General features: G+C 63.6%; 21 protein-coding genes and 1 pseudogene. 13 read left to right on the plus strand and 9 right to left on the minus strand.

The annotated features are described in order from the left end of the window. Positions 1–233: 233 nt before the first annotated feature. Together BQ8008_RS02530 and BQ8008_RS02535 are read left to right on the plus strand one after the other, a co-directional pair. A complete protein-coding gene (locus tag BQ8008_RS02530) occupies positions 234–389 on the plus strand; it encodes a hypothetical protein (protein WP_108832668.1) in 156 nt (51 codons plus the stop codon). A 66-nt stretch (positions 390–455) separates the two neighbouring features. After that, on the plus strand, positions 456–644 hold the full coding sequence (locus BQ8008_RS02535; RefSeq protein ID WP_159086759.1) for a hypothetical protein: 189 nt from the start codon (positions 456–458) through the stop codon (positions 642–644). Here the strand turns inward: BQ8008_RS02535 and BQ8008_RS02540 are convergent. After that, positions 632–874: a helix-turn-helix domain-containing protein gene (locus BQ8008_RS02540; RefSeq protein WP_234415187.1), complete on the minus strand. Its 243-nt coding sequence runs from the start codon at positions 872–874 to the stop codon at positions 632–634. The genes BQ8008_RS02535 and BQ8008_RS02540 overlap by 13 nt on opposite strands. 258 nt (positions 875–1,132) lie before the next feature. Between BQ8008_RS02540 and BQ8008_RS02545 the strand changes: the two genes are divergently transcribed. Further along, positions 1,133–1,885, plus strand: a complete 753-nt coding sequence (locus BQ8008_RS02545; protein ID WP_108832670.1) for a hypothetical protein — start codon at positions 1,133–1,135, stop codon at positions 1,883–1,885. Positions 1,886–1,925: 40 nt separating this feature from the next. Then, complete coding sequence (locus BQ8008_RS02550) at positions 1,926–2,624, plus strand: hypothetical protein (protein ID WP_159086760.1); 699 nt, start codon at positions 1,926–1,928, stop codon at positions 2,622–2,624. A gap of 82 nt (positions 2,625–2,706) precedes the next feature. Here BQ8008_RS02550 and BQ8008_RS13575 read toward each other — a convergent pair whose 3' ends face one another. From BQ8008_RS13575 to BQ8008_RS02580, 6 genes and pseudogenes are all read right to left on the minus strand, one after another. Next, positions 2,707–3,666, minus strand: coding sequence for a hypothetical protein (locus tag BQ8008_RS13575; protein WP_234415188.1), 960 nt, complete (start codon positions 3,664–3,666; stop codon positions 2,707–2,709). Positions 3,667–4,078: 412 nt separating this feature from the next. Next, positions 4,079–4,597, minus strand: a pseudogene (locus BQ8008_RS14085) (relaxase/mobilization nuclease domain-containing protein); the annotation flags it as partial. Further along, a complete protein-coding gene (locus BQ8008_RS14090) occupies positions 4,512–5,138 on the minus strand; it encodes a plasmid mobilization protein (protein WP_442778211.1) in 627 nt (208 codons plus the stop codon). The gene BQ8008_RS14090 and the pseudogene BQ8008_RS14085, both read right to left, overlap by 86 nt. Beyond that, a complete protein-coding gene (locus BQ8008_RS02570) occupies positions 5,131–5,412 on the minus strand; it encodes a hypothetical protein (protein WP_108832674.1) in 282 nt (93 codons plus the stop codon). The genes BQ8008_RS14090 and BQ8008_RS02570 overlap by 8 nt, the downstream gene beginning before the upstream one ends. A 72-nt stretch (positions 5,413–5,484) precedes the next feature. Beyond that, the gene (locus BQ8008_RS02575; protein ID WP_108832675.1) at positions 5,485–6,783 is read right to left on the minus strand and encodes a hypothetical protein; all 1,299 of its coding nucleotides are present in this window, start codon (positions 6,781–6,783) and stop codon (positions 5,485–5,487) included. Positions 6,784–7,296: 513 nt separating this feature from the next. Continuing rightward, positions 7,297–7,536, minus strand: a complete 240-nt coding sequence (locus tag BQ8008_RS02580; protein WP_108832676.1) for a helix-turn-helix transcriptional regulator — start codon at positions 7,534–7,536, stop codon at positions 7,297–7,299. Positions 7,537–7,979: 443 nt separating this feature from the next. On the opposite strand from BQ8008_RS02580, the gene BQ8008_RS02585 reads away from it, so the two are divergent. Next, a complete protein-coding gene (locus BQ8008_RS02585) occupies positions 7,980–8,558 on the plus strand; it encodes a methylated-DNA--[protein]-cysteine S-methyltransferase (protein WP_108832677.1) in 579 nt (192 codons plus the stop codon). Positions 8,559–8,578: 20 nt separating this feature from the next. Here BQ8008_RS02585 and BQ8008_RS02590 read toward each other — a convergent pair whose 3' ends face one another. After that, on the minus strand, positions 8,579–9,298 hold the full coding sequence (locus BQ8008_RS02590; protein ID WP_108832678.1) for a FadR/GntR family transcriptional regulator: 720 nt from the start codon (positions 9,296–9,298) through the stop codon (positions 8,579–8,581). Positions 9,299–9,501: 203 nt separating this feature from the next. On the opposite strand from BQ8008_RS02590, the gene BQ8008_RS02595 reads away from it, so the two are divergent. Next, positions 9,502–10,593 carry an alpha/beta hydrolase gene (locus tag BQ8008_RS02595; protein WP_108832679.1) on the plus strand — a complete coding sequence of 364 codons (1,092 nt, stop codon included), beginning with the start codon at positions 9,502–9,504 and terminating at the stop codon, positions 10,591–10,593. Here the strand turns inward: BQ8008_RS02595 and BQ8008_RS02600 are convergent. Further along, entirely contained in the window at positions 10,586–11,332 is a 747-nt protein-coding gene (locus BQ8008_RS02600) for a FadR/GntR family transcriptional regulator (protein ID WP_234415190.1), read from the minus strand. The two genes, BQ8008_RS02595 and BQ8008_RS02600, sit on opposite strands and share 8 nt — an antisense overlap. On the opposite strand from BQ8008_RS02600, the gene BQ8008_RS13895 reads away from it, so the two are divergent. From BQ8008_RS13895 to BQ8008_RS02630, 7 genes are all read left to right on the plus strand, one after another. Beyond that, complete coding sequence (locus tag BQ8008_RS13895) at positions 11,322–11,450, plus strand: hypothetical protein (protein WP_267896205.1); 129 nt, start codon at positions 11,322–11,324, stop codon at positions 11,448–11,450. The two genes, BQ8008_RS02600 and BQ8008_RS13895, sit on opposite strands and share 11 nt — an antisense overlap. A 151-nt stretch (positions 11,451–11,601) precedes the next feature. After that, a complete protein-coding gene (locus BQ8008_RS02605) occupies positions 11,602–13,227 on the plus strand; it encodes an ABC transporter substrate-binding protein (protein WP_108832681.1) in 1,626 nt (541 codons plus the stop codon). Positions 13,228–13,438: 211 nt separating this feature from the next. Then, entirely contained in the window at positions 13,439–14,404 is a 966-nt protein-coding gene (locus BQ8008_RS02610) for an ABC transporter permease (RefSeq protein WP_108832682.1), read from the plus strand. After that, positions 14,404–16,554: a dipeptide/oligopeptide/nickel ABC transporter permease/ATP-binding protein gene (locus BQ8008_RS02615; RefSeq protein ID WP_108832683.1), complete on the plus strand. Its 2,151-nt coding sequence runs from the start codon at positions 14,404–14,406 to the stop codon at positions 16,552–16,554. The genes BQ8008_RS02610 and BQ8008_RS02615 overlap by 1 nt, the downstream gene beginning before the upstream one ends. Further along, positions 16,554–17,381 (plus strand): ATP-binding cassette domain-containing protein, encoded by an 828-nt coding sequence (locus tag BQ8008_RS02620; RefSeq protein ID WP_108832684.1) that lies wholly within the window; start codon positions 16,554–16,556, stop codon positions 17,379–17,381. Before BQ8008_RS02615 ends, BQ8008_RS02620 begins: the two co-directional genes overlap by 1 nt. A 664-nt stretch (positions 17,382–18,045) precedes the next feature. After that, a complete protein-coding gene (locus BQ8008_RS02625) occupies positions 18,046–20,358 on the plus strand; it encodes a sialidase family protein (RefSeq protein WP_108832685.1) in 2,313 nt (770 codons plus the stop codon). Between the two features lie 71 nt (positions 20,359–20,429). Next, positions 20,430–21,815 carry an ABC transporter substrate-binding protein gene (locus tag BQ8008_RS02630; protein ID WP_108832686.1) on the plus strand — a complete coding sequence of 462 codons (1,386 nt, stop codon included), beginning with the start codon at positions 20,430–20,432 and terminating at the stop codon, positions 21,813–21,815. The last annotated feature ends 31 nt before the right edge of the window (positions 21,816–21,846 follow it).

Raw genomic sequence — 21,846 nt, forward strand, 5'->3', positions numbered from 1 at the left:
GAAGAGGTGCTCGCGCTCGACTCTGAGTACCTCCCACGTGGCGTCAGTAAGATCTCGCAGCCGCGGGCGGCTGCCTGGGGTGAGATCTTCGTCGACGTCGGAAGTGACCGCTGGGAGGAGCTTCTCGCCTGGTACGAGAACTGCTCACCTTCCCTGGACGTTAACGGCGTGCCGTCGGCCAGCGAGTTCGAGGAGAGGCCGATCAGGGCTGCTGGGACTCATTCCGTGAGTTCGTGGAGTCCCGGGCCGACGACTGCGGCGTGTTCTACCAGTGGCCGGAGGACGCTGTCCGGCACTTCGACTGGGACAAGTACGAGCGCGACTGCCGGCACGACTTCACCGTTGTCGATGCCCCTTGCGGCGGGGTCTTCGTCTTCCACAACCTGTAGAGGAGGGGTGTCGTTGTGAGTGTGGAGTCGAATGCGTGCGACCATGTCGCACGGTTCAGATGGCACGTGGGTGACCCCAGCATGTCGCTGGGGGAGGCGGAGCTGCGCGACTTGGCGGCACTGCGTGACGCTGTGGATGTGGCGATCGCTGTCCGCGTGCGTGAGCTTGTCCAGTTCGGGGCAATGAGCTGGAGCGCCGTGGCCTCATCACTGAGTCCGGGTCCGGCAGTCCTTCAGCGTCTCTACGGGCGCTGAGCCAGCCCTTCGGAGGGCGTGCTGGCCAGCAGGTCCAGGGCGTCGATCCCAAGTTCCTGGGCCAAGGCGTCAACGGAGTCGAGCGTCATGTTGCGCTCCGCCCGCTCGATGCCGCCCAGGTATCGGGCTGTCACCCCAAGCTGCTCAGCCAGGTCCTCCTGCGTGAGCCGACGGCGACGACGCTCGGCGCGCAGATTTGCACCAAGCCGTTGCCTCAACGATGTCGCCACGTCCCCATCGTGAGAGGCGGAATCCATCGATTCCAGGAACTCATCGCTTCCACTGGAAGCGATGAGTTCCGTATGATCGTGCTGAACCACCAACCGAATCGAGGTATCCCTGTGTCCTGCCCCTCCAGAACCGTCCTGGCGTTTGTCCTGCTTGCAGGCGCTGTGTCACTCGCCGGGTGCTCAGCCGCCACCGCCCCGTCCGGCAGTGCCTCAGGCGGTGCGAGTAGTCCGTCAGCCCAGGTTTACGAGTTCGCCTCGTTGAGCAACTTCGTCTCCAAGGGCGCAGCGACCGCCCAGGTGCCTCAGGGACTTATCGACGTCGTCACCAAGGACGGCAATCAGGTCCCAGTCACCGGCGTCACCTTCACCGCACACAAGCTCGACTCATCGAGTATGTGCGCTGTCGATGGCGCGGTTACCTACGCGAGCGGCGGCGAGGCCGTCGCATCAGTGCCCGAGCAGACCAAGGAGCAGCAGGCGACGAAGAGGGCCAAGAACGTCGACGAACAGCTGCGCGAGGAGTTCGGAGGCGCCACCGAGGACGAGATCCGTAAGGATGTCAAGGAGGAACTCGGAGATGCTGCCAGTGAGGCAGATATCGATCGAGAGACCAAGGACCGCGCCTCTGATCTCAGCACCCGTCGGGCCGAGCTCGAGCAGGAAGGCACGGGAAGCAGCGAGGAGAAGACGCCCGCCCAGAACGTGGCCGCCTTCCTGTTCCCAGGGAAGACGGACTCCTTTGACAACAAAGAGCTTAACGAATCCAACCCCGAGAAGGGCCTGTACATGACTTCCACGAGCAGCTTCACCATCGTGAAGTCCTGCGCTTCGAGTTTCGATGACGCATCGGCATCCACCGATATGACTTTCCAGATGTACGACGGCAAGCACCGCGACGGTATCGCCGAGGTCGGCATCACCGTGATGCAGGACGGCACCATCGGATTTGTCAACAACAAGACCAAGAAGTACGAGCGAGACACCTCAGGCAACTGGCTCAAGAAGAAGTAGGCTCAACTGGCCCTCGAGGCGCCCGCGAGGAGAGACGTAGATGAGAAGTGCACAATCCTGCTCATGGACGCTCGGCCGCGTGCTACGTAAGCGGTGGTGGGCTCTGTTGCTCGTGTGGATCGCGCTGGTCATCGTGGAGTTCAGGGCAATAGACGTGATCTCCACGAATATCGTCTCCACTGGCAAGCCCGTGATGGGGGTCGCCCCCGATCGCGACGTCATCTTCCCAGTCGCGTTCGCGGTGATAGTCATGTTGGCGGTGGCTTTCGTTCCCGTGTCGCTGATCATTACCAAGGCTGCTTGCAACAGCCGGTTCTGGGGGTGGCTACGCTCTCAATGGGACAGCCCAGCGGGACGACAGGCTAGAGAACTCGCGCCCGGCCTAGTAGCTGTAGGTGCCTTCTGCCTGACCCTAGCCACAGTGGCCGACGTGCTTGGGCTCGACATGATGATCGAAGTTCTCAAGGGTGCCACTACCGAAGAAGTACTCGAGGACAACCCCCTGTTCCTCGCGGGCTTCCTCTTCTCCTTCATCAACCCCACCCTGGTATGGGCCATTCCCGCTGTACTGCTTGGCTTCATCGCCACGAAGCTCGACCTGCCGCTACGAACCCTGGCGAAGAGAAGCGCCGTCACAGCAGGCATCATGATCGTCATCTCGTTTACACCTCTAGGAGGATTCCTTCCCCTGATCTCCCTGGCCGCCGGCCAGACAATCCACCTGCTCACAACAATGTGACCTGGTTCCGCGGAGGTGCCAGTGGGGCCCTGAGGCCGTCGCAACGGTCTCAGGGCCCCACTGTTTCGGTACGTCGTGATTGCTACCAGCGCGCGTACTCATCGGCGAGCCGGTGCGAGATCCACCAGACGAGCCAGGCGAAGGCCGCAACGCAGCTGAGCGTCCCCAGTGCGATCAGTGCCTTGGCCCACCATGCCTGAGCCGCTGCGAACGATGCCCACGCCCACCCCAGAAGGGGGCCCATGCCGAGCGCGTGGAAGGCCCCCATGGTCAGGCTTCCAACCACCAGAAGCACTACAGCAAGTGGAAGTAGCGCAAGGCACATGCGTCCTGCGCTCACCCAAGTCACTCGGGCTGAGAGCCTGTCAATACGAAGCTCGGCGTCTCGCATCGCTTCCGTCAGTTCGTCGGTTTTGGTGGTTAACCGCTCAACCTCACCGACGGCACGAGAGATCTCCTTGGCTCCCAGAGATGACACACGTCCCTCAAGGCCGTCCAATCTGTGCTCGACACTCTGTAAAGGGCCCTCGACGGCCACAGCTAGTCGTCTATCGAGGACGTCAAGGCAATGCTGGGTGAGTTTGTCGGTATTGATGCGAACAGTGCCGCGTTGACGGACTTCCTTAGCGAGATGGTCACAGCTCGAAACCATCGTCTTGAGCTGGTTGTTGATCCTCTGTGTCAAGTTGTAGGCCTGAAAGTCTGCTGATCGTACGGTCGTACCGTCGGGGAGTGTCACGTGTCGTGATGCGGTGAGCGTTTCGGCGACGGCGGCGATCGTCTTCTCGATCTCGCTCAGCCTGTTCCGCATCTCGACGAACTCGGTCGAGTGCTGCTCGCCTGGATGCGAGATCAACAGGCTCTCCAACTGTGCTGCCGTGTTCTCGTCGATGCTCTTTATGTAGGCTGTCTGATCTGAGATGTGCTTTGTGAGCTTGGACAGATGCTGCTCTACGCTGTCGAGTCTCGAGATCAAGTCGGGCAAGATCTCCGTAGTTGTGTTCCGTTCGTCTTGCTCCTGTATCTGTTTGAGAATCCCCATCGCTGTTTCCTTTCACGTGTGGGTTATGTTTCATCTTCTTGGCGTGGTACTCGAAGATCTCCTGAGCGCCTTCAGAGGTGAATTCTGGGGTAAGGGAGGAGGCCTTGCGTCTGCCTAACTTTCCGCTGTCTTTTCTGCGCATCTTGTAGCTCCAGCCGTCTCGTTTGGTCACCGCAAGGCGGACGCCGTTATTTGCAAGAATGCTTTCGAAAGCTGCTTGGTCAACGCATCGAGGATCGGAGAGGGCGTCAGCGACGATGTCGCCTATCACCTGCTCGAACCCGCCTGCCTCAAAGTCCTCGCGACGCTGGTCCCAGTCGGGCTTAGGCCTACCTGGATCCGGTAACACCTGAAGGCCAAGCTCCTGCATGAGTTCATCGTTGAGTTGGCGTACCCCGTGTGCCCAGCTCGTGTTGCGATTTAGGCACCTTCCCGTCAGATTGTCGTGGTTAGCGACGACAATGTGAGCGTGAAGATGATGCCCCTTAGCGTCGCTATGCACAGCGATGAGATAGTCAGCACTGTGCATCCGGTTCGTGAGCATCTCAGCGATGTCGCAGACCCGCTGGGCGTCTTCGGAACTGTGCACATCGAACTCGTCAGGGCTGAAGGCGAGGATGTAGGTATAGGCCTCCACCTTTCGACTGCAAGCGTCGTTGTGAGCCTGAGTCATTCGTACGAACTCACTCGGGTCAGTACTCCCGTTGGCCACGGATACGGAAAGCGCCGCCGCCCGGTGCTGCTTGGCAGCAGCACGCTGCCTGCCCTGCTTGCCTGACCCGTAGAGCACGTAGTGAACCGTGCTCGCGACACACCTCGAGCTCTTGACATTCACTATCGACATCTCACAGCACCGTCCTGTCACCAAGCGACCCACGCAGGGCGTTGACCGCATCCCGCAACTCACACAACAGATCTGCATCAACAACATCCCCTCGACGGAGCACCTGATTGAGGTTCACACCTACTCGCCGCAACTGCTCAACAGCTTCGGATACCTCGGGAGCGGGCCGAGGCGCCACAGCGTGAGCCGCAAGATCCCTGACCTCATGGCGTCGGGTATCCAGCGCATCGCGCAGGACCGCCCGTGCCCATGCGCTGGGCTTAACGCCCAGCCCACGAGCTCGGCGCCTGACGGCGTCGAGCTCAGAGAGGGAGACGCGCACAGCGATGCGAGCATCGAGCGTCTCCCTGTCCTCCACCACGCGCAGTGCTTCCCGATGACGCCGCGTGGTGGAGACAGAACCGGCACGGTGATCCTCCTTCTGAGCCGGTTCTGAAGAGAGGCCAGCAGGGGATTTGTCGAACAATCGGGCTCCGCCCTCGTTCCCCAAACCCCGCTGGCCCTCGTCCTCGCTCGCTTCGCTCCCTGTGGGCGAGGGGGACGCCACCTCTGCATGCCTGGCGCCCGGGGCGGGGACAGACATTGCAGTGTTTGCGACGCCCAGCCGGTTCAGACATGTGTCACTCATACCGGCCACCGCCCTCACTGGCAGACTCAGTCTGCTTCCGAGCACGCGAGGCAGCCGCACGCTCTGATCGCGCCTGGCGATCGGCCTCGCGCTGCCGATTGACGTGCTCGGCATACCGTTCGAAGCGCTCAGGGTCCTGAGAGCGCAGGAGGCGCGCGACCTCCTGGAGCAGGGTCTTCTCCTGCTTGTCGGCCTGCGCGCGTAGGCGCTTGAGACGCTCAGCGTGCTTGAGCTGCTCATTGGCGATGAGCAGCTCAAGATTGGTGGTGCTCATGGTGATTTTCCTTCCGGTTGCTGGTTGGTCTGTTTCCTCGGTTTGCTCACTTGACGAGCGGGTACTGCGGGTTCATACGGCCACCTCCTTACCCGTCTCAGCGAGCAACTGCGCCAGGGGGCTCGGCAGGCTCTCTCCAGCGGGGGAGTCAGAAGGGGCGAGCGCCTCCATGACCCGATCCCTGGCCTCAAGGATCGGCGCGACCTGCCGCCGGGTGGCGTCGCGTTCAACGGCACGACGCTGCTTCTCAGGAAGACCACGGGCGTAGGCGAGAACCTGGTGGAGGTTCATCCGAAAACGTCCCAGGGTGAGGTACTGGTCCAACGTGCCTTTACCGAGGAGTCTCGCGTTCACCTGGACCTCCAGCTGGTCGGCGCTTACAGAGACGACAACCGGCAGGTGTGCTGGTGCTAAGTGGTCCATCCACGCTTCCAAGAACTCACGAAAACCGCCTAGGAGCGACTCCGGACTGCGGTACGGTCTTGTACCGCTAATGACAGTGAACTCGTGGACGAGCTGGGTGTGTCCGAACCTCGTGTTGACCGACGTCCTGCTTGGGAACACGTCAAGTGCCGCCACCAGTGCAGCACCTTGCAGGCCGTCCCCTAGGACCAGTTGAGACATCGACGTGTTCCAGTAGAGGACGCGCTCCCCGTCGTACTCGTCAACGCCGTTCCTGGTGACGAACACCCCATCATGACCCCCTGCCAGTGCTTCGGCGAGCCCCTGGCCGATCGCGTCCACGAGAAGGGCGTCGTTGCCATACATGTAGAACGCGAGTCGAAACAGTGGCGGCTCCTGCGCCAAGAGGTAGCGCGCCCGAGCGCGACGCAGACGGGCCTCCGTCGTCGTCGAGCGCGTGAGCGCAGACCTCACCGAAAGACCTCTGCTCATGGCCTGCTCGACGTTGCGGGAACGCTGCCGACCGCTACCCGACAGGGTGCGGCGTTCATCCATCTCCCGGTCGAAGGCCAACCAGTCCCAGCCAGGGATGGCGTGGATCGCTGAGTCGGGATAGCGGACCTTGCCGAGATCCTGCGAGCTGCGGTCCTGGTGCCGCATGTAGTCGAGCTCGTCCTTGATCGCGGCCTTGCCGCCGCGCACCTTCTGGACCTGCGGGCCGGGTAACGCAAACCACGAGGCGAGAATCTCCGGGCTGACCTCCTTGTGGGTCCATAGCAGGACGTGGACGTGATCGGTGCCGACGTCCTGGTCCTGGAGAATCCAGGCCCAGCCCTTGATGGTGCGGTGGCTGAAGCCCTTTTCCAGAGCGTCGAGAGTCCAGTCCGTCCCATCGAGGTGCTGGACGAACTTGTAGACGCGTACTGGGTGCTTGTCCTCCAGGAGGTCGATCATGTTGCTGTCGCTCATGGCATGTTCCTTTCTGTTGAGCAGGGGACACGTGGCAGCCCATCGACCGTGTTATATGAGGACCCAGCCGTCGGAAACGCATCGGTGCTTCTGTCTCCGGAAGAGGTACAGATGTACAGATTCGCGCAACGCGTTCTGTACCTGAACCCCACCGAATTGCGCCTGTGCGCGTAAGCCGTTTTCCCTGGTAGGACATGGTTCTAGGTTCAGGGGCAGGCGAAGAGGTACAGAAGGTACAAAGATGTACGCGTTCTACGTGAGAACATCTCTGTGCCATTGAGCTCCCGAAAACTGCTACATCTGCTACAAGGGACTGTTTCGGTTGGTACGTCAGGGGGAACGCTGTAGCAGCTCTTGCAGCGGCTCTGCTACGAACTGCTACCGTTTCTGCTGCTTCGCGACGGTTCGCCTGGTACACGAGGGGAAACGGTGTAGCGCGACGTGTAGCAGAACCAGTGCGCGAGTGGCTATCAAAACTGCTACAGGGGCCAGCGGGGGAGAAATCGGTGGAGGTCATCGTGCCACCGCCTTCGAGGCAGACGTCTCGACCCGGTTGGCGTCGAGCCAGGTTCGCAGGTCATCGAGACGGTAGAGCGTGCGCGAGTGGGGCGTACCGACGCGAACGAAGGCCGGGCCGATACCCTGTGTGCGCCAGTTAGAGAGTGTGCGCGGGCTGACACCGATGAGGGCTGCGGCCTCCGTGGCCGGGACCGAGAGTGTGGATAAATCGTTGATCGTCTGGGTAGTAGACATAGTTCACCCCGTGGGTGAACCTCGCCAGAACGGTCTTACGTCTCCTATGCAACGGCCATATCGGTTCGTCGTGCTTCTGTGCCTGCCGGTCCGATGAGTTCCGCCCTGCGAGATTCGGCGGCAGCTGGGATTTCGTCGTACATCGGGTGACCTGACACCTTGGCGCTTCGTGATAAATCTTGTGCGCCAATCCTACCAAGCATGTCAACTGCGGGTCAACTGAGTGGTGCTCCAGTCTGTTTCTGCCGCATCGCCACCTTACGCAGACAGCGCCACCAGCAGTAGGTGGTCTTGCGCCGGGATGAGTTCGACACGTGCACCCTGAGCCCCACAAATTCCCATGAGAGGTGCCCGCTGAATCGCCGGTTCAGCGGGCACCTCTGTTTTTGCCGCCGGCTCCCGGACTGGTGGAACATCCCCGGACCACTACGTAGCCTGACTCCATGGCGACGACGAACGACACGGCTCGCAGCTGCACTGTGAGCACTCCTGACGGTCCCTTCACCATCGTCACGGGCCACGGCAGTGCCGATGGCGCCGACGACGGCGTCGACCGGGCCGAGTACGTGCTCGCCTCAGGATGGACCGCCGACACCAAGGAGCTGGTCGGGCTCATCCACCCGAGTCTGAGGCCATCCCGCACCGAGGTGCTTTCAGAGGGGGAGTGCGACGGAGTCCTGGCACGCGCTGTTGCCGCCATGCGCTCCTACTACCGCGGCGAGGGCGATGCTCCCGGTGAGATTCCTGTTCTCCAGGTCGGCGGCCCGTTCATCGAGCAGGCCTGGTCCAGGCTCCGAGAGGTCGCCGCAGGCACCACACTGACCTACACCGAACTCGCCCAGGCCAGTGGGAGCCCGGCGGCCTCACGGGCCGCCGCCTCAGCGTGTGCACGCAATGCCGCGGCGCTGTTCGTCCCCTGCCACCGCATACGGCGTTCCGACGGAAGCGTCGGGGGATTCCGCTACGGAACCGCCGTCAAGATCTCTTTGCTGCGCCGCGAAGGGGCTACGGGACTCGGATAAGAGGACTGCTGCCGCTCGGTTCAGGTGAGGGCGGCCAGGAGTGGGGCGTAGTGGTCGGTGATGGCCTCGCGGTAGGCCTGGGTGTCTCCGGCGCGTGCGGCCTGGAGCATGGTCCGGTGAGCTCTGGCGGTTGTCAGCATGTCCTCGGGTCTGGGTGCGCCCAGGAGGGGGACGGTCAGGGTGTGGACGGCCCAGAAGGCCTCGGTGAGGTGCAAGAAGAGGTGGTTGTCCAAGGGCTCGAGCAGCCTGATGTGGAAGCGGCGGTCCTGCTCGGTGAACAGCTCGCCTTTTTGGGCATGGACGTCCATCTGCGCCACGATCTGGTCGATTTCGGTGTCCTGGCGGTTCTTCCAGGTCTGGGTGACGGGTTCGGCCAGGGCCTTGTCGAGGGTGATGCGGACCTCGACGATGTCGCGTAGTCCGCGGTGGTCGTCTCCGGGGTTGAGTAGGCCTCTGAAGACGAGGGACTCGACCATGGGGCGCATGGAGACCTTGCCGACGAACATGCCGTGTCCGTGGCGGACCTCGACGATGTCGAGGGCGACCAGGGTGCGTACGGCCTCGCGCACGGAGGAGCGCGACACTCCCAGGTCCGAGCACAGCTGCGACTCCGTCGGCAACGCATCACCCGGCTGAAGTCCCTTGGCAAGAATGTAGTTCTTGATCTCGGCGATCGCTGTGGAGGACTGAGTCATGGGGGTGGTGGTGAGGCCGGACATGACACCGCGGGACGTTTGCATAGCCCCATTGTCCGACTACTGGCGCGTTTACGCTGGTGAATGCCGATCGGTACATATCCTCTTATTCCTAGGAACTGAGGAGACCATGACGCGTCTTGAGCCGATACGGTCAGACGTCAGCCAGCTCCGGCAGCATGAATCCGTGTTTGTGAGTGATTATGAGCGATTTGCTCCCGTACCGCTCATGGTGTAACAGTTACAGCATGCCCGACGCGTATGAGGCGTTCCCCGCCCGTCCTCCCTACGACAGTGCCACGGCTGCTCTGCTCGAACGCATCGAACCGCTTGGCATCTTACGCGCCATGACGGTGCAGAACATTCCGAGCTGGCGCGCTCCCGCCGAGGAGGTCCGGGCGGAGTTCCTGAGACGGCATCCCGATGTCGTGGCGAGTGATGCCGATGTCATCCGTGGGGACGGAACAAGGCTTCCCGTGGCGATCGTTCGGACCTCACAGGATGCCGCCGGTGGTCGGCCCGGTCCGCTGTTCCTCTCGCTGCACGGGGGAGGACTCATCATGGGGTGCCGTTTCAATGGACTGTTGACGGTCGTTCCGTGGCTGCGACGTTACGGGGGAGTCATTGTCAGTCCTGAGTACCGTCTGGCGCCGGAGAGTCCTGCTCCCGCCGGCGTTGAGGACTGCTACGCCACATTGTGCTGGGCGGTCGAGCACGCTGAGGACCTCGGCGCCGACCCGAACCGCGTCGTCGTCGTCGGACCGAGTGCCGGCGGGGGACTGAGCGCCGGCACACTGCTCATGGCTCGTGACAGGCGGGGGCCGACTGTCCTCGGCGGGCTGCTGGACTATCCCATGCTGGATGACCGTACCGGCCTGCTGGGGTGGGAGGGCTCGGTCTCAGCGCGTCAGTATCCCGACGACGGGACCTGGCCGGCGGCGTACAACAACGTTGCCTGGGACGCGGCGCTGGGGGAGCGGCGCGGTACGGACCGGGTCACCCCTTACGAGGCCCCGGCCCGTGCCGGCTGGCTGGGTGGTCTGCCTCCGCTGTTCATCTCGGTGGCATCTGCCGAGGTCTTCCGGGATGAGGACGTCGCCTTCGCCTCCAGAGTCTGGTGCGACGGCGGGGACGCCGAGTTGCACGTCTACCCCGGAGGCACCCACGCCATGGAGTTCGTCAATGCCCGCTGGTTGGCTCAAGGGCTCACTGCGGCACGCGACCTGTGGATGGAAAGGCTGCTGCGCCCTGAGGACCCGCGGCTCAATGTGGTGGCCGTGGCGCAGGCCGGAACCTACTCGGCTCTCACGGAGGAGGTCGCTGCGGCTCGGTTCAGGTGAGGGCGGCCAGGAGTGGGGCGTAGTGGTCGGTGATGGCCTCGCGGTAGGCCTGGGTGTCTCCGGCGCGTGCGGCCTGGAGCATGGTCCGGTGAGCTCTGGCGGCGCTGAGCATGTCCTCGGGTCTGGGGGCGCCCAGGAGGGGGACGGTCAGGGTGTGGACGGCCCAGAAGGCCTCGGTGAGGTGCAAGAAGAGGTGGTTGTCCAAGGGCTCGAGCAGCCTGATGTGGAAGCGGCGGTCCTGCTCGGTGAACAGCTCGCCTTTTTGGGCATGGACGTCCATCTGCGCCACGATCTGGTCGATTTCGGTGTCCTGGCGGTTCTTCCAGGTCTGGGTGACGGGTTCGGCCAGGGCCTTGTCGAGGGTGATGCGGACCTCGACGATGTCGCGTAGTCCGCGGTGGTCGTCTCCGGGGTTGAGTAGGCCTCTGAAGACGAGGGACTCGACCATGGGGCGCATGGAGACCTTGCCGACGAACATGCCGTGTCCGTGGCGGACCTCGACGATGTCGAGGGCGACCAGGGTGCGTACGGCCTCGCGCACGGAGGAGCGCGACACTCCCAGGTCCGAGCACAGCTGCGACTCCGTCGGCAACGCATCACCCACCTGAAGGCCGGTTCTCAGGATGTAGTTCTTGATCGCGGTGATCGTGGTCTCAGCCTGGGTGGCCGGGGACGCCAGCAAGGTGGAGTAGGCGCCGTGGGGGATCACCGCCTCACCCAGATCAAGTGTGATGCTCATCTCGTTTTTCGGTGAAGTGTCTGTGGCGGTGGGTGTGGATGATCTGCTCATGGTGCTGCTCTTCTCGGTGTCGGCCATGCTTCTTGCCCTGTCAATCATTGTGATCACTGCGCTGTGAATCTGCTCGTCGAAAGGTCCCGCTTCTTGGCTGAACTGTGATGATCGAACGTGCCAGCCTGCGAGGTGGTGAGTGGTTTGGACGTCCCAACCTCTGCTACAGTCATCCTACCAACGTCAGACATAAGACGTCAGACTTCAGGAGAGAATCAATGGCGATCACAACTCCGGCTGGCTCCAGCCGCCGGGACTTCATCAGGCTGACCGGTACCCTCGGAATGGCTGCCGGTCTGGCTGTCAGCCTGGCGGCCTGCGGTGGTAAGGCCAAGACTGCGGGTGGCGCGAAGGGCAGTGCCATGGCCACCGATCAGGAGGTCACCCACAAGGACGGTGTCATCACCGCGGGCATTTCCTATGAGCTGGGTACCAATGGCTACGACCCGATGACGACGTCGTCGGCTCTGACCGTCGCTGCCAACTGGCACACCCTGGAAGGGTTGACCGAGCTCCACCCGGCGACCCGGGAGGTCTATGCGGCCCTGGCCTCCGATATGCCCAAGAAGGTTGATGACACCACCTATGAGGTCGCGCTGCGCAAGGATGCGAAGTTCACCGACGGCTCGGCGGTGACCGCGGATGATGTCGTCTTCTCCTTCACGCGCGTGCTCGACCCGGCCAACAAGTCGCTCTACTCGCAGTTCCTGCCCTTCATCGACAAGGTTGAGGCCAAGGACGCGAGCACGGTGACGATCAAGCTCAAGTACGCCTTCTCGCTCGTGGCTGAGCGTCTCAGCGTCGTCAAGATCGTTCCCAAGGCGATCGTCGAGGCCGACGCCAAGGCCTTCGACATGAACCCCACCGGCTCCGGCCCCTACAAGATGACCGACAACGGCGCCGCCAGCCAGAAGGTCGTCTTCGAGCGCAACGACACCTACAACGGCCCTCGCCCGGCACTGGCCAAGTCCATGACCTGGCAGGTCCTGCCCGACGACACCACCCGCACCAACGCCATGAGCTCCGGGTCGGTGCAGGCCATCGACGCTGTCCCGGCGGCCAACCTCTCGACCCTCAAGGAGCCGGTCAAGGTGGCGGCGCAGCAGGGCTTCGGTCTGCTCTTCGCGATGTTCAACAACACCACCTTCTCCGATGTCAAGGCGCGTCAGGCCGTGCTCTACGCTCTGGACTACGCCAAGATCTGCGACACCAGCATGGCGGGCCTGGCGACGCCGGCGACCTGCTTCGTCCAGGAGGGTCACCCGGCCTACAAGAAGGCCAAGACGGTCTACTCCATGGACGCCGCCAAGGCCAAGTCCCTCCTGACGGAGGCCGGCATCACGACCATCAACGTGCTGTGCACGGACCACGGCTGGTTCTCGGCGGTGCGCCCCGTCATTCGCGAGAACCTCGAGGCCCTGGGCGTGACTGTCAACTACGACGAGAAGAAGTCCGCCGACGCCTACTCCTTCATCGACTCCTCCCAGGGTGCATGGGATGTCCTCATCGCCCCCGGAGACCCCTCGGTCTTCGGTAATGACGCCGATCTGCTCATGCGCTGGTGGTACGGCGGAGATGTATGGACCGAGACCCGCATGCACTGGAAGGGCTCGGAGAGCCAGGTGGCGGTTCAGGCTCTGCTCGACGAGGCGGTCAAGCTGGAGGGCGACAAGCAGATCGCCAAGTGGCAGGAGGCCTTCGATAAGATCTCCGAGGATGTTCCGCTGTACCCGATCTTCCACCGCAAGACTCCCACGGCCTACGACTCCGCGACGTTGGAGAACTTCAAGCCGATCTCGCTGACTGGTCTGTCCTTCGTGGGGACAGGGTCGTCCAAGTCCTGAGGTCTGTGCGTGGGCGGTGCGGCAAGCCGGTGATGGCTGGCCGCACCGCCCACGCCGTTCCTGTGCAGCATGGGATGCTGTGAAACAGACAAACGGACTTGCTATCTGACATCAGACATCAGACAATTGGAGTGGCGGTTGGCCTTCCCGACCGCCAAGCCACCCAGCCGCCCGCACCGGCGGCAGGACGCTAACGCAAAGGAGCATTTCAGTGTCCAACCTCATCCGCCTGATCGGACGGCGCCTGGTCGCGCTGCCGGTCATGGTGCTGGGCGTGACGCTGCTCGTCTTCATCGTCATGTCGTTCTCCTCGGCAGACCCGGCGCGCCTGGCGCTGGGCGAGTCGGCAACGCCAGACGCCCTCGAGCAGTACCGAGTCGTCCACCACCTCAATGATCCCCTCCTCAAGCGGTTCTGGGACTACCTCCTGGGCCTGACCCACGGTGACCTCGGCACGTCCTTCACCGGAGTCAAGATCTCCGACATGGTCGCCGCGGCCTTCCCGATCACGCTCCAGCTGACCTTCATCGGAATCTTCGTGGCCGTCATCTTCGCCACGATCCTGGGCATCGTTGCCGCACTGTACCGCGACAAGTGGCAGGACCAGGTTATTCGCGTCATCTCCATCGCCTGCCTGGCCACGCCATCCTTCTGGCTCGCCCTGCTGCTCATCCAGTGGTTCTCCGACATCCCGGGTGGAACGGGAACCTTCCCGGCGCTGGTGTCCGAGTGGGTTCCCTTCAGCGAGGACCCGGGCGCGTACCTCAATCAGATCTTCCTGCCGGCACTGGCCATCGCGGTTCCCAACACCGGGTCCCTGACTCGCGTGGTTCGTACTGCCATGGTCGAGGAGCTTGACCGTGACTATGTGCGCACCGCCATCGGTGGTGGTATCCCCAAGAACATCGTGGTGGCCCGTAACGTGCTGCGTAACGCGCTCATCACCCCGCTGACCGTGCTGGGACTGCGCATCGGCTACGCCATGGGAGGCGCTGTCGTCATCGAGATGATCTTCAACATCAAGGGGATGGGGCAGCTCATCTTCCAGGGCATCACCCGCAACGACGTCAATATCGTCCAGGGTGTGTCCATCACGGTGGCACTGGCATTCATCCTCATCAACATCGTCGTCGACATGCTCTACGTCCTCGTCAACCCACGAATCAGGAGCATCTGATGCTGCACCGTTCCACACTGGATAAGGCCTCGCGGCCCGGGCTGCGCTTCCAGGGCTGGAAGGCACTGCCTCTCGGCTCCAAGATCGCCGTCATCGTGCTGGGCCTCATCGCCCTGATCGCCATCCTGGCCCCCGTCATCGCCCCCTACTCGCCCGGTGCCACCGGACTCGCGGAGGCCAAGACGACCTCCTACATCGAGGGCGTCGGCGAGGTCACCGCCAGCGACCCCGTGGTAGCCCCCTCGATGTCCCACCTGTTCGGTACCGATGGCACTGGACGTGACATCTTCTCCCGGGCCGTCTACGGCGCCAGGGTCTCGCTGGTCGTGGGCCTGACGGCCACCGGCCTGGCCCTCCTCGTCGCCTCCGTTCTCGGGGCCATCGCCGCCACGTCCCGCAAGTGGATCGCAGAGACCCTCATGCGCGTCCTCGACGTCATCATGTCCTTCCCGGGCATCGCGCTGGCCGCCGTGCTCGTCTCGGCGATGTCGACCCGCTTGCCGATGCTGCCGGTCATCATCATCTCCATCGCCATCCTCTACATCCCCCAGCTCACCCGCGTGGTGCGCGCCAACATCATCTCCCAGTTCGGAGAGGACTACGTCGCCGCGTCCAAGGTGATGGGGGCGCCGGTGCCCTGGATCCTTCTCAAGCACGTTGCACGCAACTGCATCGCACCGATCATGGTCTTCGCGACCGTCCTGGTGGCGGACGCGATCGTCTTCGAGGCCTCACTGTCCTTCATCGGCGCGGGCATCAAGTCCGTCAACACCCCGACCTGGGGCAACATGCTCTCCGAGGGCAAGGAGCTGCTGCTGTCGGGCCACTGGTGGCCGACCTTCTTCCCCGGTCTGCTCATCCTCATCACCACCCTGTGCCTCAACGTGCTGTCCGAGGGACTGACCGATGCGATGGCCTCGCCCCGCATCAAGGCCAAGCCCGATGTCCAGGCCGATGAGGAGGCCATGGAGACCCAGGAGACGCTGGACGCCTGGGACGACGCAGCCGACGCGGTGACCGCCAACGCCACCGTCGCCAAGGGGGACGAGGCCGCCAACGGACTGAGCTCCCTGACCGGCGTGGTCGCTCCGGCTGCTGAGGACGTCCCCCTGGCCGAGCGGCTCACCTCCCTTCGGGTGGCGGAGCTCGCCCGAGGCGACCGGCTCGTCTACAAGGACACGGGGGAGGACCCCGTCCTGGAGGTCAAGAACCTCTCGATCGCCTTCCCCGAGCAGCATGGCGACGTCAACATCGTCGACGGCGTCTCCTTCTCCGTGCGTCCCGGCGAGACCATGGGGCTGGTGGGGGAGTCCGGTTGCGGTAAGTCCATCAGCTCGATGGCCGTCATGGGGCTGCTGCCGCCGTCGGCTCGGCTCTCCGGCGAGATCCTGTTCAAGGGGCGCAATATCCTCGAGATGACGCCGACCGAGCACAACGCGCTGCGTGGTCACGAGATGAGCATGGTCTATCAGGACGCTCTGTCGTCGCTGAACCCCTCCATGCTCATCCGCACCCAGATGGCTCAGCTGACCTCGCGTGGAGGCACCCGTAGTGCGGAGGAGCTCCTCGAGCTGGTGGGACTCGACCCCAAGCGCACGCTGCGCAGCTACCCGCACGAGCTCTCCGGGGGGCAGCGCCAGCGCGTTCTCATCGCTATGGCGCTGACTCGCGATCCCTCGCTGGTCCTGGCCGACGAGCCGACGACGGCGCTGGACGTGACCGTCCAGAAGCAGGTGATCGACCTGCTCAATGAGCTGCGCGAGAAGCTCGGCTTCGCGATGGTCTTCGTCTCGCACGACCTGGCGCTGGTGGCCAAGCTGGCTCACCGCATCACCGTCATGTACGCGGGCCAGGTGGTTGAGCAGGCTCCCACCAGCGAGCTGCTGTCCAACCCCGTTCACGAGTACACCCGTGGCCTTCTGGGAGCCGTGCTCTCCATCGAGGCCGGTTCCAAGCGGCTCCACCAGGTGCGCGGCGTGGTCCCCTCGCCCAGCGAGTTCGTCAAGGGCGACCGTTTCGCCCCGCGATCGGCCCACCCGACGGTCGGTCTGGACACTCGGCCCGTGCTCAAGCCTGTGCCCGGCACGACCGAGCACAGCTACGCCATCACCCCCGAGCTCGAGGCTCTGCTCGCGAAGGAGAAGCACTGATGCCGTCCAACACCTCTGCATCGACCTCATGGAGCGAGGACCAGCCGGTCGTCGAGCTCAAGGGCGTCAACGTCATCCACAAGTCCCGTACCGGCGGCCTGTTCAACCCGGACACGGTCCATGCGGTCAACGACGTCTCGCTGTCCGTCAAGCGCGGGGAGACGCTGGGACTCGTGGGGGAGTCGGGCTGCGGCAAGTCCACGACCGCCAGGGTCATGGTGGGGCTGCAGTCGGTCACCTCCGGCCAGGTCATCTTCAAAGGTCGCCCGCTGGGACACTCGGCCTCGGACCGTCGTGAGCTGGGACGCAGCATCTCGGTGGTCTTCCAGGACCCGGCAACGGCTCTCAACCCACGCATGATCGTGCACGACACGCTCATCGACCCGCTCAACGTCCACGGAGTCGGCTCTCCCAAGGAGCGCGAGGCGCGCGTGCGCGACCTGCTCCACCTGGTCGGTCTGCCTCCCAGTGCCCTCAACGTGCTGCCTCGGCAGATCTCGGGTGGTCAACGGCAGCGTGTCGCCATCGCCCGCGCGCTCGCGCTGGACCCGGACATCATCGTGGCCGACGAGCCCACCTCCGCTCTGGACGTCTCCGTGCGTGCCCAGGTGCTCAACCTCCTCCAGGATCTCAAGGCCTCTTTGGGCCTGGGGCTGGTGTTCATCAGTCACGACATCAACACGGTGCGTTACGTCTCGGACCGGATCGCCGTCATGTACTTCGGCAAGATCCTCGAGCTCAACACCACTGAGGAGATCTTCAACAATCCGCAGGAGGAGTACACCCGCACGCTCCTGGCGGCGGTGCCCTCGCTGCTCGAGGTCTGAGCAGACGGCCCCGGCTGCGGCCGGTGGCGCAGGCACCTCCTTGTGAGGGGCGGACCCACATGGGTCCGCCCCTCACCCGTCTATCGGTCCCGCTCGAGTGACCATGTCGTTCCCGATATCGCCGATGTCGGAGCGTTGATGCCGGTTTGATGATTGCGAGAAAACGAATCATTAATCTCGTGTGAACTCGGTGTTCGTGAGCATTGACTCCCAGGTCACATGTCGAGTAGATTACTCATATCGGTTCAGTGAGGAGCCGACCGCGGTATCTACGGCCGCCAACAAAGATGTTGATTGTGGAGGAGGGTCCTATGTATGTCACAGCGCCATGGCGCGTGACCACGACTGCTCGTCGCCAGTCCGTCGTGCGTGAGGGGCGGGGCCCTTCTGTCGTTTGCCTCTGACAGCTGGTGGAGAGCCGTATCCCGCTTGAGAGGCGGACAAGGTCGCGGTGTGCGGCCTTCCATGGCTCCTGTGTCGCTCTCGATCCTGGAATGGTGAGAGCTTGACGGCGTGCTTGATCCGCTGAGGTGAAGTATGCCTGTTACCGGGCGCATTCTTGATGATCCTGTCTCACTGTGATGAGTGTGAGCGGGTTGAATGGCGGTCGAATTATCCATTGACAGGGACCTCTGTGTCTTTTTTAGGAATAGGTGAAGAGCTAATGGGATCAGTGTGCGCAACGATGCGCCTTGATGAAGAAGTTCTCAGGAGTGAAACGGGCAGCATCTCCTTCGAGTTCAGGTCAAGATCGGACGGCAACCTGTTCGCGCTACGAGGGGCCGATGGAGCCTGCCTCGACATGCGCATCGTGGGATCGTCGCTCGTGTACGAGGCGACGGTTCCAGACGGGTGGAACAAGCTGGAGGCCGAGGACGTCCGTTCGCTCGATGACGGGCGCTGGCACAGCGCCGCAGTCACCGTCAGTCCCGCCGGTACCCGTCTCTACCTCGACGGCTACCAGGTCTTCTGCGGAACGACGACGGCGTTTCTCAAGGACCTTCCCGGGCTGACGGAGGTAGTGCTCGGGCAGGGGGACAGTCCTGAGGTTGCCTCGTTCACGGTGCACCCCGAGGTACTGACCTCACGGCAGGTCATGGCACTGTCACGGCGTGCCGAGCCGCTGGTCGAGTTCGCCGCGAACCGACTGAGCCCCTACGACGTCGCCAGCTTCGCTGATGCGCGGCACGGTTCCCTCTGGCTGCGCTTCCGGGTGCGAGGCCGTATGCAGCAAGGAGCCCTCCTGGCAGCCGGCGGGCTCGGACGCGAGCAGCTCGTCGTGACGGTCGGGCCGGAGGGGATCACCTACGCCGGCGTGAGCAGGACGGGTGTGCGCCGGGAGGTCAAGGCCGCCGGCGCATGGAGTGACGGCGGCTGGCACGAGGTCGTGGTCACCGTGGGGCACGGTGCCGTCGATCTTTACGTTGACGGCTTCCGGGAGCAGCACGCTCCCGGCGAGTTCTTCCTCGGTGAGGTCGAAGGACTCGACGAGATCGTCGTCGGGCAGGACTGCGACGGCGTGCGCCTGTCCGGCGAGGTGCAACGAGCGGGGATCTACGACTACGTCCTCAGCGACGCGCAGATCAAGCGTCTGCGCGAGGTCGAGCCGATCGAGACTGATGCCCTGTTCGACCGGGGATACCGAGGTTCGGCGTCCTACCGTATCCCGTCCCTCCTCGCGCTGGCCTCCGGCACCATCCTGGCCGGGGCCGACCAGCGCGTCTCCAACGCCAACGACTCTCCCAACGACATCAACTTCGTCGTACGTCGCTCCCTCGACGGCGGGCAGAGCTGGGAACCGGCGCGCACCGTCATCGACTGCCCGGGTAGCGGAGAGGACGCCTCATCGGTGATCGACTCCTGCATGGTCCAGGACCCGCACACGGGGAGGATTCACGTCCTCATCGATCACTTCCCCGGTGGAATCGGGCAGCCCAACTGCTGGGCGGCCACCGGATTCGACGAGCAGGGACGAAGGCTCTTGCGGGACCTCGACGACGGACGCTACGTCGTCGAGGAGGATGGTGCAGTCACGACGATCGACGGGCAGGCAACCGAGTTCCGGGTCGAGGACGACGGCACCGTGCTCCGTGACGGCCAGCCGGCCGGGAACTTCGAGCTCGCCCCTGGGGCGGACCCGGCTGAGAGTCTCCTGGCCATCCCGACCAGCTACCTGCAGATCGCCCATTCCGACGACGACGGCGTCACCTGGAGCAGGCCGCGAGACCTCAACCCCCAGCTGAAGCAGCCGTGGATGAGGTTCCTGGGCACCTGCCCAGGCAACGGCATCACCCTGCGGCACGGCCCCCATGCTGGACGCCTCGTGGTACCCCTCTACTTCAACAACGACCGCAACTGGCTGGCGATGTGCGCCACCGTCGCCTACTCCGACGATCACGGGCAGACCTGGCGGCTCAGTCACGGTCCCAACGAGGGCAGAGAGACCTCCGACGGCCGGCTCGACCCGCAGACATTCGTCGATGAGACCTGGTCCCTGCACGAGGCGGCCGTCGTTGAGCGGCAGGACGGGGTGCTCCTGCTGTTCATGCGCAACCAGCACCCTCATGGCCGTGTCGCGGTCAGCGAGTCCCACGACGCGGGACAGACCTGGGGGGCTATCCGCTTCGACGACAACCTTCCCGAGATCTGGTGCCAACCCAACGCGATCTGCCTGCCCTCGGCCGAGGGCGAGGACCGCATCGTCTTCGCCAACGCCTCGCTCATGCTCCCGTTCCGGGGCTGCGGAGTCATTCGGCTCAGCCTTGACGGGGGACGCACATGGAAACGCTCACGGACCTTCAACCCCGGTCACTACGTCTACCAGTGCATGTGCGTCCTACCCGACGGAAGGATCGGGCTGCTCTGGGAGAACGAGTGCCAGGGGCTCTACTTCTCTCGCCTTCCCCTGAGCTGGTTCGACGCAGGCATCGAAGCCATCGAGCCGCACACCACCGCGGATCAGGACGGGTGCTCATGAAGCCAACGCCTCGATCCGTCTCACACCGCTCAACCATTCCCGTTTCATCGCCCGTTCAAAGGAGAACCGATATGACCCCGTCCACCCCCGTCCCGTCTCACCCATCGCCCGCCTTCAACCGTCGCAGCTTCATGATCCTCGGAGGCGTCGGCATCTGCGGGGCGCTCGCCGCATGCGGCGCTCAGAGCTCCTCCGAGGATGAGGAGACCGGGCCTCTGCGCGGCACCGTCACCATGTGGTCGTCCTTCACCCAGGGGCCGCGTGCCGACTGGATGAAGAAGATGGCCGAGGAGTTCCACACCAAGAATCCCGATGTCACCGTCAAGATCGAGCAGTTCTCCTGGTCCGAGTTCAACACCAAGTGGACCACCGGACTGACCGCCGGACAGGTGCCGGACATCTCCACCGCGCTGCCCAATAACGTCGTGGAGATGATCAACTCCGAGGCCCTGGTCCCTCTTGACAAGGTGATCGACTCCATTGGCCGCGACCGGTTCCCCAAGCCGGCACTGGCCGAGGGGCAGTCGGGCGGAAAGTCCTACTCCGTGCCCATCTACTCCCACGCTCAGGTGATGTGGTACCGCACGGACGTGCTGCAGTCCAAGGGGCTGTCGGTACCGACAACCTGGGATGAACTGGCCGCAGCGGCCAAGGCGGTTGGACGGTCTGATGATCTCTACGGGTTGTCCGTACCCCTGGGGACCGGGGACATGCTGGGGGCTCGCTACCTCAATTTCTACGTTCGTTCCGCAGGCCAAAGACTGCTCAAGGACGACGGAACGGCCAACCTCACCTCGGAGACCGCCCTGAGCGGCATCAAGTACTGGACCGACCTCTACAAGTCCGTCTCCCCGGAGGGGGCCTTGGATTACGCCGTTCTCGACCAGGCGACGCTCTTCTACCAGGGCAAGACCGCGTTCGACTTCAACTCCGGATTCCACATCTCCGGAGTGTCCACCAACCGCCCCGATCTGGTCGACTCCATCGCCGCGGCGCCGCTTCCCAGGATGAAGGCGTCCGACCCGGTCAACTACCCGGCCGAGGTGTCGAACGTGCCCCTGGTGGTGTGGGAGGCCTCCAAGGTGAAGCGAGAGGCCAAGGCCTTCCTGGAGTTCCTGTTCACCAAGGACAAGTACATCGAGTTCCTCCACTCGGTCCCCGGCGGGATGCTGCCCGTCCTCAGTGACATCTCGCAGGACTCGAGCTACCTGGGCAATGAGACCATCCAGAAGTACGCGGACTCGATCAAGGTGATCCAGGACCAGGTTGGCGTCGGCAGCGCCATCGGCATGGAGAAGGGGCCACTCGTCCAGGCCGGTGTGCTCACCAGCCAGGGGCTGATCGAGAAGATGTACCACTCGATCATCATCGACGGCACCGATGTCGAGACTGCCGCCAAGGACTGCGAGAAGAAGCTCAACGAGGCGTTCAAGGCCGCAGGAGCCAGCCTCAAGTGAGTCGGCGCGGTGGCGGGGCCGGCGTCTCGTC

This window comes from Actinomyces sp. Marseille-P3109, from assembly GCF_900323545.1.
GTDB lineage: Bacteria > Actinomycetota > Actinomycetes > Actinomycetales > Actinomycetaceae > Actinomyces.